Genomic DNA, 13443 nt, shown 5'->3' on the forward strand with positions numbered 1-13443 from the left:
CGGATCAGGGGGCTGCGTCGAAGCTTGGGACCGGCTTGTCCTTCCACGCTTTTGCCACCACCGCGAGATTGTTGGCGTGGGCATCGCGATAGGGCCACCAGAGGCTGACATCGCCGCGCTTGATCGCATCGCCGACGAAGCTGGCGAGCGGCTGTTTCTGGAAATCGGCGTCGTGCGAATGCTCGACCAGCGCGCGGATATAGGCGCGCGTCGTGTCGATCAGGCCGAGTCCGTAGCCGCCGGCCGCGATCACCGCGGGATTGCCATGGTTGGGCAGGATCTTCGTGAAGCCCCAGCCGCGCATGGCACCCAGCGCCGCGTATTGCTGCGGGATCGAGTCCGGCTCGGCCACAAAAGTCGCGGTGTCTTCCAGCGTATCGCCGGCGAGGAGCAGCTTGTCGTCCGGCAGTTCGATCACGAGGCCGTCGGCGGAGTGGATCGCGACCGGGTGGAGTTTGACCTGCACGCCACCGATCATCAGCGTCACCACGCTGTCGTTCGCAATCCCGACGTTCGGCAGGATCAGCGGGCGGATGGCGGGAGGGCCTTCCTCGGTGCCGGCCTCGATCGCGGCACGCTTCACGGTGAGTTTCACCCGGGTCGCCTCGGTCGCGATGCGCATGCTGTCGGCATAGACCACGTTGCCGCCGATGTGATCGAGGTGCCAGTGGCTGGTGGCAAGGATGAAGCGCTTCACACCGGCCTTGGTGAGCCAATCGCGCACCCACTGCGCCGAGGCGGGATCGGTGAAAGTGTCGTAGACCAGCGCCGTATCGCCGTCATGAATGGCGTAAGTCGCGACGCCAACGAAGATCGCGCCGAGATCGGGCCAGCGGCGTGGGCCCGGCGGCACCGAGGCTTCTTCCGGGCGCCCCTGATAGAAGGCGGTGAGGTGATCGTTGATCGCGATTGCGCGGACAGCATGTGCTGCATCCTGCGCGGCGGCCGGCGAAACGTGCGCGAGGCACGATGCGGCAAATGCGAAAACTGCCACAGATTTGATCAAGATACTTCCGCCTGTGCTCATGGTTTGATCATGGTGCGCTGCAGCACAGATTAGGGGTGCCCCAATGTCTGTCAATCTTGCTTGCCGGTTTACCACCAATCTGTTCGTTTCTTGTCATAAGCGCGTGGTATTTTCGAATTGGCGCGATTCGAAAAAGATTGGTTTACCATGCGTTTAACATCTGTTCTGGTCCTGCTTTTTGCAGGATGTGCCACTGTGTCCGCTGCTCCGGCAACAGCCGCCGAAGTGCCCAAGCGCATCTACATCGCGCCTGATGACCACACCGACTACATGTGGTCTGCGAGTGCCGAAGCCTATTCCGACTATTTCCCCCGCGCGCTCGATGCCTATCTTGATCAAATCGATGCGACTGCGATGCTCCCGCCCGACCAGCAGGCCCGCTGGAACACCGACGGCTCGCTGTGGATGTGGGAATATGAGCGCCAGCGGACGCCGGCGCAGATGCAGCGACTGATGAACCGCGTGCGCGACGGGCACATCTCGATGCCGCTCAACACCCTCGTCGAAGTGCGCGGATCGATGCCGCTCGAAGCGCAGCTGCGCGACATGTACTACGCTGGCCGTCTGGAGCGCCGTTTTGGTGTGCGTTTCACGCTCGGCATTGCGATGGAGAACCAGACCCAGCCGCTGGGCCTGGGCTCGGTCTTTGCCGGCGCCGGCGCGCTCTACAGCTGGAGGGGCGTCTGCGCCTGCGCGACGCAAGTGACGGCCTCGGGGCAGCGGCTCAACCCGGCCTACTGGTGGACCGGGCCCGACGGCTCGCGCCTGCTCACCAAATGGATGTCGCTCGAACACCGGCTTCCCTCGGCGGTGGACGCAAACGGCAACCAGGGCCCGGGCGGCTATGCCGAGGCGCGCTATCCGCGTGAAGTGGTGCCGTTTGTCACGAGCGATGCCACCTTCCGCAGCCATTGGCCCTACGATGTGATCGGGCTGATCGGGCAGGGCTGGGACGATGCCGAACAGATCGTGCCGCTGAGCGACCGGGTGAACAGCTTCCCGGCCGTCGCGCAGGATCTTTCCGATGCCGACCGCCGCGTGATCGTCTCCAACACCGAGGACTTCTTCCGCGATTTCGAGAAGACCTATGGCGCCACGCTGCCATCCGAACAGGTGAGCTATGGCAACGAGTGGGAACTCGCGCTGGCCTCGATTGCCGAGAAATCGGCGCGTGTGCGGCGCGCGATCGAGAAACTGCGCAGCGCCGAGGCCATGGCAACCGTGGTCGCCTTGCAGGATCCGGCCTTCCTGAGCGGTCGCGATGCCGCGCGCGATGCGGCATGGCGCTCGGTGGGGCTGTTCTTCGAGCACGACATCGTGGGCGGCGGCGTTATCGGCGATGGTGCGCGGATCGTCTTCCAGGAAGCGCAAGTCGCCACGATCGAGCGCTACGTCGATACGCTGCTCGCCGATGCGTCGGCGAGGATGAGCCAGTTGGTGCCCGGCACGACTGCAGGCAGGCGCTTCTTTGTGTTCAATGCGCTCGGCTATTCGCGCACCGCGCCGGCCGAAGTGCCCTATCCCGGCACGGGGCCTTTCAGCGTTGTCGTCGCGGGCACAACCACTCCCCTGCCGGCAGAAGCGATCGGTTCCGGTTCCGAGCGGCGCATCCGCTTTCTTGCAACATCGGTGCCTTCGATCGGCTACCGGCTTTACGACATTCGCGATGTCGCTGCGTCGTCCGCATTGCCTGATACGGCGCGCTTTGAAGGCGGCGTGCTGATCACCTCGCGCTACCGGATCGTCATGGACGGGCGCGGTGCGATCCAGTCGCTGGTCGAGCCGGGGCGCGCCGGGCGCGAATGGGTGCGGCCTGACGGCGGCCGTGCGCTCAACGATCTGGGCGAGGGGGCCGGCACGGTCGTGCTCGAATCGAACGGCCCGGTTTCGGCCACTTTGCGTGCCGACATCGATGGGCCGCAGCCGCGCACGGTGCGCCTGACGGTCTATGCCGGCTCGGGCCGGATCGATCTCGAGAACCGGATTGCCGCCGGGTTCAATGATCTGAAGACCTACAGCTTCCCCTTCGCGATCGACAGGCCGCTGGTGCGGCATGAGGAAGTGGGCGCGGTGATTCCGGCCCGCCAGGCCGCTTCGGGCGGGCTCAGCACGCGCACGCAGAACACGCTCTACGAGTGGCTCACGCTGGGCCACTTTGCCGACATGACATCGGGCAGCGGTCGGGATGGCGTCACGCTCTCCAACAGCGATGCCTATTTCATGCGGCTGGGTACGTCCGATCCGCATCGGCTGGATATCACGACTCCGCGGATCGATGTGCTGGCTGGCGGTCGGATCAACGGGCTCGGCCTCCCCGGCCAAGGGGGCGATACCCAGTTCCTCCATCGCTTCTCGCTGCTGCCGCACGCCGCCTACAACCAGAACATCGCGATGCGGTTTGCGCTTGAGGCGCAGAATCCGTTTGTGACGGGGCCGGCGACCGGGCCGCTCAAGGGCGCGCTGCTTGCCTCGAAAGCGTGGAGCCTGCTTTCCCCAAATTCCGCCCAGGCGCTGGTCTGGGCGGTCAAGCCTGCCGAGGAAGGGATCGGGGCTGGGGTGATCGTGCGGCTGTGGAACCAGAACCGGCTGCCGGTGACGGCGGGCCTGCGCCTCCAGCAACGCTATACGGCCGCCACGATCCAGCGTACCACGAGCATCGAGACCGACGTCGCGGCGGATGATCCGGTCGCGATGCCAGATCCCACCGCACTGCGCGGCAACCAGATCGGGACCTTCCGAATCAAGCTTCCCTGATAATTTTTTTGCACCGTTTAGGCGAGATCTGGCCTGTGCGGTGATGGAAACCGGTCTTGCGCGCGGAAATTCCTTTGGAATATCCGTGATGTGAGACCGGTTTCTGCCGATTTTGCAAGGAACGCCGTTCCCCTCTTGTTCCAACAGAACAAAATGGGTACAAGGCTGGTGTTGACGGTTCATGTCAGCCATCTCTAGCAAGGGGAAGCAAGCCATGGCGGCGCAGTTGAAGCTTATCCAGGAAGGCAAAGACAAGGACATGGATCGTCAGAAAGCGCTCGATGCAGCGCTCGCACAGATCGACAAGGCATTCGGCAAGGGCTCGGCCATGCGGCTGGGCTCGAAACAGACCATGCAGGTCGAGGCGATCTCGACCGGTTCGCTCGGGCTCGATATCGCGCTCGGTGTGGGCGGACTGCCGCGTGGGCGCGTGATCGAGGTCTACGGGCCGGAAAGCTCGGGCAAGACGACGCTCGCGCTCCACGTGATCGCAGAGGCGCAGAAGACGGGCGGCACCGCTGCCTTCGTCGATGCCGAGCATGCGCTTGATCCGGTCTATGCCAAGAAGCTGGGCGTCAACATCGACGAACTGATCGTTTCGCAGCCCGACACTGGCGAGCAGGCGCTGGAGATCGTCGATACGCTGGTGCGTTCGAACGCGATCGACGTGCTCGTGGTCGACTCGGTCGCCGCGCTGGTGCCCCGTGCGGAAATCGAAGGCGAGATGGGCGATAGCCATGTGGGCCTTCAGGCGCGCCTCATGTCGCAGAGCCTGCGCAAGCTGACCGGCTCGATCAGCCGCTCGCGCTGTATGGTGATCTTCATCAACCAGCTGCGCATGAAGATCGGCGTGATGTACGGCAACCCGGAGACGACGACGGGCGGTAACGCGCTCAAGTTCTATGCCTCGGTCCGCCTCGATATCCGCCGCACCGGCCAGATCAAGGACCGCGACGATATCGTTGGCAACGCCACCCGCGTGAAGGTCGTCAAGAACAAGGTCGCCCCGCCGTTCAAGCAGGTCGAGTTCGACATCATGTACGGCGAGGGCATTTCGAAGATCGGCGAGATTCTCGATCTCGGCGTCAAGGCCGGGGTCGTCGAGAAGTCGGGCGCCTGGTTCAGCTACGATTCGATCCGGATCGGGCAGGGCCGCGAGAACGCCAAGAACTACCTGCGCGAAAATCGTGAACTTTGCGACAAGTTGGAAGCCGCGATCCGCGGCCAGACCGACAAGGTCGCCGAAGGGCTGATGGCTGGTCCGGACGCGGACGACGACATCTGATCCTTCAGGCGGCGGGCCCCCTCTATCCCCCCGCACCCTGCCGCCAGTCCAAAGACCGGCGCGTTCCCCGGAAGGAACGCGCCGGTTTTGGCTTGAGGGGTGGAGGGAAGGGCGCTCGCAGGCATCGTGGTGTCAAATCGATTGTTCTTCGGCTTCCCTGCCTCGCGGAAAACACCTAGCTTGCGGCCAAGACCAAACACGGGAAGGAAGCCTGATGTCGATCATCCTCCATCACCTCAACAACAGCCGCTCACAGCGCATCCTCTGGATGCTGGAGGAGCTGGGCGTTCCCTATGAACTGAAGCACTATCAACGCGATGCGGAGACCAACCTGGCGCCGCCGGAACTGAAGGCGGTGCACCCGCTCGGCAAGTCGCCGCTGCTTGAGGTTGATGGGCGGGTGATCGAGGAATCGGGGGCGATCGTGCAGTATCTGTGCGACACTTATGGCGACGGCAAATGGCAGCCCGCGCCGGGCACCGACGATGCGCTGCGGCACAACGAACTGATGCACTTCGCCGAGGGCTCGGTGATGACCCCGATCCTGCTCAACCTCTACGTCTCGCGGCTTGGCGATGCGGGGGCACCGCTGCGTCCGCGCATCGATGAGCAGCTTGCTGCCCACTTCGGCTATCTTGAACAGATCCTGCGTCCTTCGGGCCACTTCATCGGCGATGACTGGACCGGTGCGGATGTCATGCTGAGTTTCCCCGCCGAAGTCGTGGTCATGCAGGGCATGAGCGCGGCTTACCCGAAGCTTGCCGCTTTCGTCGCGGCGATCCACGCGCGGCCCGCGTGGCAGGCAGCGCGCGCCAAGGCTGGTCCCTATTTCGCAACCTGACCGGTTTTGCCCGATTAACGCTTGCCGGGTGGGCCACCGAGGCATAGCCTGCATGGCATGACGGGTGCGCAAGAGTGGCAAGGCCGGGTCGGCCAGAATTGGGCGGCAGAGTGGGAGCGGACCGACCGCAGCTTTGCCGCGCTTACGCCCTATCTTCTGGAGGCTATCGCGGCCGAACCCGGCAAGCGGGTGATCGATGTGGGCTGCGGCGCGGGCGAGCTTTCGCTGGCGGTTGCTGCTGCCCGGCCCGAAGCCCAGGTGACCGGCGTCGACATCTCCGGGGAATTGATCGAGGCGGCGCGGAACCGTTCGGCAGGGCTTGGCAACCTCGCCTTCACGGTGGCGGATGCTGCCACGTGGCAGGCAGATGGCGCAGCGCCCGATCTCTATATCTCGCGGCACGGCGTGATGTTCTTTACTGATCCGCCCGCCGCCTTTGCTCATTTGTCGGCCAAGGCCGCGCCGGGCGCGCGGATGGTGTTTTCCTGCTTCCGCCCCGCTGCGGAAAACCCCTGGGCGATGGACATCGCGCGGTTGCTGCCGCCTGCCAAGCCTGCGCCCGCGCTCGAATTTCCACCGGGGCCGTTCGCTTTTGCCGAGCCCGATCATATGCGGCGCTGCCTCAAGGGCTGGCGCGACATCGAGTTCAAGCCCCTCGACTTTGCCTACGTCGCGGGATCGGGGACCAATCCGGTTGCGGATGCGCTCTCGTTCTTCAGCCGGATCGGCCCGGCCGCAGCGGCCATCCGCATCCTGCCGGATCAGGCACGCGCGGCCTTCGAGCGGGGGCTGCTGGAGCTTGTCCAATCGCGCAGCGTTGGCGGGCGGGTCTGTTTTCCCGCGGCCGCCTGGCTGGTGACGGCGACCGCCGACAACACCTGAGAATCGGGATCTGACCCATCCATGATGGGGACAAGCGCACGCGCAGGGCCGAAACGTGCTTGTTCCGCGCCGAGGCCTCGCCTAATCGGCATGGCATGACTTCGACGAACGAAATCCGCCGGTCCTTCCTCGACTACTTCGGCTCCGCCGGGCACGAGATAGTGCCTTCCGCGCCGCTGGTGCCGTACAACGACCCGACGCTGATGTTCACCAATGCGGGCATGGTCCCGTTCAAGAACGTGTTCACCGGGCTCGAGACGCGGGCGACCAAGCGGGCGACCTCATCGCAGAAGTGCGTTCGCGCCGGTGGCAAGCACAACGATCTCGACAACGTGGGCTACACCGCGCGGCACCACACGTTCTTCGAGATGCTCGGCAATTTCTCGTTCGGCGACTACTTCAAGGATCAGGCGATCACCCATGCCTGGACCCTGCTGACGCGCGAATGGGGGCTGCCCAAGGACAAGCTGCTGGTCACGGTCTATCACACCGACGACGAAGCGTTCGGCCTGTGGAAGAAGATCGCGGGCCTTTCGGACGACCGCATCATCCGCATTCCGACTTCGGACAACTTCTGGTCGATGGGCGATACGGGGCCGTGCGGGCCGTGCTCGGAGATCTTCTACGATCACGGCGATCATATCTTCGGCGGGCCTCCGGGATCGCCGGACGAGGATGGCGACCGCTTCATCGAGATCTGGAACCTTGTGTTCATGCAGTTCGAGCAGGCCGCCGACGGCACCCGCACGAACCTGCCGAGCCCCAGCATCGATACCGGCATGGGCATCGAACGCATCGCCGCGGTGCTGCAGGGCGAGCATGACAACTACGACACCGACACCTTCCGCGCGCTGATCGCGGCGTCGGAAAGCCTGACCGGCACCAAGGCCGAAGGTGAGAGCCGCGCGAGCCACCGCGTGATCGCGGACCATCTGCGCTCGTCGAGCTTCCTGCTGGCCGATGGCGTGCTGCCGAGCAATGAGGGCCGCGGCTATGTGCTGCGCCGGATCATGCGCCGGGCGATGCGCCACGCGCACCTGCTGGGCGCGAGGGAGCCCTTGATGCACCGGCTGGTGGGTTCGCTCGTCACCGAAATGGGCCAGGCGTTCCCTGAACTGGGCCGCGCGCAGCCGCTGGTCGAAGAGACCTTGCTGCGCGAGGAAGTGCAGTTCCGCCGCACGCTGGCGAACGGGCTCAAGCTGCTCGACGAGGAAGCAGGCGATCTGGGCGAGGGCGACAGCCTGCCCGGTGCGACGGCGTTCAAGCTCTATGACACCTACGGTTTCCCATATGACCTGACCGAAGACGCTCTGCGCGCGCGCGGGGTGAGCGTCGACCGCGCCGGATTTGAAGCGGCCATGGCGCAGCAGAAGGCGGCGGCACGCGCGGCGTGGAAGGGCTCCGGTCAGACCGCTGACAGCGAAGTATGGTTCGACATCGCCGAGCGCGAGGGCGCGACCGAGTTCACCGGCTACACCGCCAATATCGGCGAGGGCGTCGTCGTTGCGCTGGTCAAGGGCGGCAAGGAAGTGGCTGAGGCGGGGGCGGGCGAAACCGTCACCGTGATCACCAACCAGACCCCGTTCTACGCCGAAAGCGGCGGTCAGATGGGCGATGCCGGCACGATCAGCACTGTCGAGGGCCTGCGCATTGCGGTGAACGATACCGCCAAGCCGCTGGGGCGCCTGCATGCGCATCAGGGCACGGTCGAGGCCGGCTCCGTCAAGGTCGGCGATGCGGTGCAGCTGGCCATCGACGTTGCACGGCGCGATGCGACGCGCGCGAACCATTCGGCGACGCACTTGCTGCACGAGGCACTGCGCCGGCGGCTCGGCGCGCATGTGACGCAGAAGGGCTCGATGGTTTCGGCCGATCGGCTGCGCTTCGACTTCTCGCACCCGGCGGCGCTGACCGCGGACGACATTGCGGCGGTCGAGGATGAAGTGAACGCCGAGATCCTGGCCAATGCGCCGGTGACGACGCGCCTCATGAGCCCCGAGGACGCGATTGCGGCCGGTGCCATGGCGCTGTTTGGCGAGAAGTATGGCGACGAAGTGCGCGTGCTGAGCATGGGCACGGGAGCAAAGCCTTACTCGGTCGAACTATGCGGCGGCACCCACGTGCGTGCGCTCGGCGATATCGGCTTGTTGCGTGTGGTGAGCGAAAGCGCGGTGTCTTCAGGCGTGCGGCGCATCGAGGCGCTGACCGGGGCAGGCGCGCGGGCCTATCTGGTGGGCCGCGAGGAAGCGCTGCGGCGCACGGCCGGCCTGCTGCGCGCTTCGCCCGATGAAGTGGAAGCGCGCGTGGCAGCGCTGGTCGATGAACGGCGCAAGCTGGAGCGCGAACTGGCCGAGGCAAAGAAGGCGCTGGCACTGGCCGGTGCATCGGGCGGCGGCACGGCGGCGGCTCCGGCGGATGAGCAGGTCGGCGGCGTGACGTTCTCGGGTCAGGTGCTCGAAGGCATGGATCCCAAGGAACTGCGCGGGCTGCTTGATCAGGCGAAGACGCGCATGGGCTCGGGCGTCGCAGTGATCGTGGCGGTCAACGAAGGCAAGGCGAGCATCGCGGCTGCCGTGACCGAGGATCTTGTCGGCAAGGTCAGCGCAGTCGATCTGGTGCGCGCGGGCGTCGAGGCTCTGGGCGGCAAGGGCGGCGGCGGGCGGCCGGACATGGCGCAGGGCGGCGGTCCGGATGGCGCCAAGGCGGCCGAGGCGATTGCAGCGGCGAAGGGTGTGCTTGGGGCCTAGCGGTCCCTCAGCCCAGCCGCTTTCAGGCGCGGTTTCTGCTCGAGCCCGCCGCCCTGCATGATCGCCTCGCGCAGTTCGTCGCGCATTTCGTGGATCGAGGCGATCACGGGGCCCATGGGGACGCCCATATCGACAAGCACGGCTTCGGAGAGCTGGAGCGAGCTTTCGAGCGTTTCGGGAACGGCATCGCTGGCGCCGGCGCGGTAGAGTTCGGCGGCGTGATCCGCATCGCGGGCGCGCACGATGATTGGCAGCTCCGGGTGTGCGGCGCGGATGCGGCGGACGGTGCGGCTGACGAGTACGGGTTCGTCCATGGTGACGATGACGGCGCGGGCGGATTCGAGGTGGAGCTTTTCCAGCAAGGCCGCATTGGCGACATTCCCGTAGATGACCGGATCGCCTGCGATGCGGGCCTGTGTGACGAGGGCTGGATCGGCGTCGACTGCAAGCCAGGGCACGTCATGCCGCGCGAGCATTGCGCCGACGAGGCGGCCGACGCGGCCGTAGCCGAAGACAAGCGCCTGGCCTGAGGCATCGCTGGGGGCGGCAGCGACCGGGGCATCACCGGGGCGGTCCACCGCGCTGGCGATGCGGCGGCCCAGCATGGCAAGCAGCGGCGTGAGCGTGAGGCCAAGCGCGGTGATGATCTGCCAGAACTGGGCATTCTGCGGGCTGATGAGGCCCGCAACTGCAGCGGCAGACAGCACGATCAGGGTGGTTTCGGACGGGGAGGCGAGGAGCAGTCCGACTTCGGCAGCAACGCCCCGGCTCGCCCCGCCGACGCGCAGCAGCAGTGCGGTGACGACCGCCTTGGCAGCCAGCACGGATGCGACGCCGAGCGCGATCTGGCCAAGCTGGCGCCAGATTTCGCCCACATCGATGCTCATGCCGACGGTGATCAGGAACACACCGAGTGCGAGGCCCTTGAACGGCGCGGTCAGCGCTTCGACTTCGCGCGAGTAGTCGGTTTCGGCGATAAGGAGGCCGGCAAGGAGCGCGCCCATGATCGGCGAGAGGCCGGCGCCCGCGGTGGCGAGCGCGGCGGCGATCACCACGAGCAGGCTGAAGGCGAGAAACAGTTCGGGGCTTTTGGTGCGCGCGGCGCTGGCGAAGAGGCGGGGGAGGAGGAAGCGGCCGAGCGTGAGCATCACGGTGACAATGATCGCGCCGCGCCAGAGCGTCGCGAAGAGCGCGGCGCCGCTTGTCCCGCCGGGCCCGAACGCGCCAAGCACGAAGATGATCGGGACGAGCGCGATGTCCTCGAGCAGCAGCATGGCAAGCGCTCGGCGGCCGACCGGGCTTTGCGTACCGGCGATGGGCAGAACCAGCGCGGTGGACGAAAGCGCGAGCGCAATGCCGAGCCCGGCGGCGGCAGGGATATCGTGGCGCATCGCGAGGAGCACGAGTGTGAGCAGCGCTGCGGAGAGCAGCAGCTTTGCCGCGCCAAGGCCGAAGACTTGCGCGCGCATGGCCCACAAGCGGCCGAAGCTGAGTTCGAGCCCGATCTCGAACAGCAGGAGGATCACGCCAAGCTCGGCGAACGGGGCGATCGCCTCGGGCCGGGTGATCGTGACGTAATAGAGCGCGGGAAACTGGCCGACGATCCGGCCAAGCCCGAACGGGCCAACCAATACGCCGACAAGGATGAAGCCGATCACCGGAGTGATGCGCGCGCGGGCGAAAGCCGGAATGACGATTCCTGCCGCCCCGAGGACGACGAGAACGTCGCTCATCGAGGTATTGAATTCGAGATGGCCTGCCATCGTAACATTCTAGCCGGATAGGCCGTAATGTCATGGGAATAAGGTGCCGATTGCCTGCCCTGCGATCGTGTGGTTAGTCTTGACGCTTGTCCGGTTTCTTGGGGGAATTTCAATGGCGACAACGACATGGCGCAAGGGTCTTGGCTGGGGCATGGCGGCTTGCGCACTGGCCGGGGCACTGCCGGCGATGGCTGAAGGCGGTGCGCCCGCAGTTCGCCATCCGGTCACGATCGACGACATTCTGGCGCTCCGTTCGCTCTCCGGGCTCGAATGCGCGCCGGATGGCAAACAGGCCGTCTATGTGGTGGGCGAGGCCGATCTCAAGGCCGACAAGCGGCGCAGCGCGCTGTGGCTGGCGGACCTTGCCGGCGGCGCGCCGCTGCAGCTGACGAGCGGCGAGGACAGCGCGAGTGCGCCTTCGTTCAGCCCCGATGGCACGCGGATCGCGTTTCTATCCAAGCGCGGGAAGGACAAGCTGGCGCAGATCTGGCTGCTCGATCGCCGCGGGGGTGAGGCGAGCAGGCTGACCGATGTGAAGGGCGATATCGCCGGATTCCGTTGGTCGCCGGATTCGAAGTCCCTGCTGCTGATGATCACCGATCCTGCGCCCGAGCCGCCCAAGGATGACCCGGAACGGCCGCTGCCGGTGGTGGTCGATGACGTGAAGTTCAAGGAAGACGGGACCGGCTTCATCACCGCAAAGGACCATGCGCATCTGGCGCTGTTCGATGTGGCAACCAAGGCCGAGATGCGGTTGACCGCCACGGATTCGTTCGATGTGACCACCGCCGAATGGTCGCCGGACGGCAAGACCATCGCCTATCTCGCCAACCATGCGCTCGACACGGATGCACCGGCAACGGAGTGGCTGACCGTGGTGGAAGCGAAGGCGGGCGCGCAGCCGCGCGTGGTGGCCAGGATACCTTCGGCATCGGGGCAGTCGCTGATCTGGTCGGCCGACGGGGCGAAGATCACGCATCTGATGGGCAACGAGCCCAAGCTCAACCAGTATAACCAGCCGCATCTGGCCCAGACCGAAGTGGCCAGCGGCAAGACCCGGCTCATCGTCTCGACAGCCGATATCTATTTGCAGCGGCTGGTCGATTTAGGCGGCGGACGGGTTGGCGCGATCCTTGCCGAGGACCGGCACGAGATCGCGGCGGTGATTGATCCTGTCTCGGGCGTGATCCAGCGGCTCGGCGATGGCAAGCTGGCCGTTGCGGACCAGTGTGGCAGCAGCAGCCCGAAAGCGCCACGCGCGGTGATCGCCAGCGGCGATGCCGTGATGCCCGAACTTTATGTGGTGGAAGGCGGCGCCATGCGCGTGCTGACGGCACACAACCGCGCCCTGAATGCCGGCATCGCCTGGTCCCCGGTGCGCGATTTTGCCGCGAAGACGAGCGATGGTAGCGAGGTTCATGGCCTGCTGACGCTCCCTGCGGGCTATGCCGAGGGGCAGCGCTATCCCACGGTGCTGTGGATCCACGGCGGGCCGACCGCGCAGGATGCGCACGAGATCGATACGATGCGCCAGTGGATTGCGGCGCAGGGCTATGCGGTGCTCGCGGTGAATTATCGCGGCAGTTCGGGGCGCGGCGATGCCTATGGCACGTCCATCGCGGCTGACTGGGGCAACAAGGAAGTGCTCGACCTTAACGCCGCGACCGACTGGGCGGTGGCGCAAGGCATTGCCGATCCGGCCCGCCTGATGGTGGGCGGCTGGAGCTATGGCGGCATCCTCACCGATTTCCTCATCGTGCGCGACAACCGCTTCAAGGCGGCCTTCAGCGGGGCGGGCGAGGGCAATATCTTCGCGCTGTTCGGGGTGGATCAGTACATCCAGCAATATGCGCAGGAAGTGGGCGCGCCGTGGAAGGAACCCGAATTGTGGATGCGGCTTTCGGAACCGCTGCTCCATGCCGACCGGATCAAGACGCCGACGCTGTTCATGGGCGGGATTGCCGATGACAACGTGCCGCTGATCGGCGGGCAGCAGCTCTATCAGGCGCTCAAGCTCACCGGCGTGCCGACCCGGCTGGTCGGTTATCCGGACGAGAACCATGGGATTGCGCGGCCGAGCTTTCAGCGTGACCGGTTGGAACGGATTGTCGACTGGTTCAAGCAACATCTGAAATGAGGTCTGC

8 protein-coding genes are annotated in these 13443 nt (G+C 65.6%); 6 read left to right on the top strand and 2 right to left on the bottom strand.

What is annotated here, in order from left to right; genetic code table 11:
- Positions 1-4: 4 nt before the first annotated feature.
- Positions 5-994 carry an MBL fold metallo-hydrolase gene (locus tag K5Q19_RS09190; RefSeq protein WP_292943837.1) on the bottom strand — a complete coding sequence of 330 codons (990 nt, stop codon included), beginning with the start codon at positions 992-994 and terminating at the stop codon, positions 5-7.
- A gap of 228 nt (positions 995-1222) precedes the next feature.
- Here K5Q19_RS09190 and K5Q19_RS09195 point away from each other — a divergent pair, with 228 nt between their 5' ends.
- The 5 genes from K5Q19_RS09195 (at position 1223) to alaS (ending at position 9536) form a co-directional block, all read left to right on the top strand.
- Positions 1223-3781, top strand: a complete 2559-nt coding sequence (locus tag K5Q19_RS09195) for a hypothetical protein (RefSeq protein WP_292943840.1) — start codon at positions 1223-1225, stop codon at positions 3779-3781.
- A gap of 214 nt (positions 3782-3995) precedes the next feature.
- Positions 3996-5066 carry a recombinase RecA gene (recA, locus tag K5Q19_RS09200; protein WP_292943843.1) on the top strand — a complete coding sequence of 357 codons (1071 nt, stop codon included), beginning with the start codon at positions 3996-3998 and terminating at the stop codon, positions 5064-5066.
- A 214-nt stretch (positions 5067-5280) separates the two neighbouring features.
- A complete protein-coding gene (locus tag K5Q19_RS09205) occupies positions 5281-5907 on the top strand; it encodes a glutathione S-transferase (RefSeq protein ID WP_292943846.1) in 627 nt (208 codons plus the stop codon).
- Positions 5908-5964: 57 nt separating this feature from the next.
- A complete protein-coding gene (locus tag K5Q19_RS09210) occupies positions 5965-6789 on the top strand; it encodes a class I SAM-dependent methyltransferase (protein ID WP_292943849.1) in 825 nt (274 codons plus the stop codon).
- Positions 6790-6884: 95 nt separating this feature from the next.
- Positions 6885-9536, top strand: a complete 2652-nt coding sequence (gene alaS / locus K5Q19_RS09215) for an alanine--tRNA ligase (RefSeq protein WP_292943852.1) — start codon at positions 6885-6887, stop codon at positions 9534-9536.
- Here the strand turns inward: alaS and K5Q19_RS09220 are convergent.
- Positions 9533-11299, bottom strand: a complete 1767-nt coding sequence (locus K5Q19_RS09220) for a cation:proton antiporter (RefSeq protein WP_292943854.1) — start codon at positions 11297-11299, stop codon at positions 9533-9535. The two genes, alaS and K5Q19_RS09220, sit on opposite strands and share 4 nt — an antisense overlap.
- A gap of 112 nt (positions 11300-11411) precedes the next feature.
- On the opposite strand from K5Q19_RS09220, the gene K5Q19_RS09225 reads away from it, so the two are divergent.
- Positions 11412-13436 carry a S9 family peptidase gene (locus K5Q19_RS09225; RefSeq protein WP_292943856.1) on the top strand — a complete coding sequence of 675 codons (2025 nt, stop codon included), beginning with the start codon at positions 11412-11414 and terminating at the stop codon, positions 13434-13436.
- The last annotated feature ends 7 nt before the right edge of the window (positions 13437-13443 follow it).

This window comes from Novosphingobium sp. (assembly GCF_019748365.1).
Lineage (GTDB): Bacteria > Pseudomonadota > Alphaproteobacteria > Sphingomonadales > Sphingomonadaceae > Novosphingobium.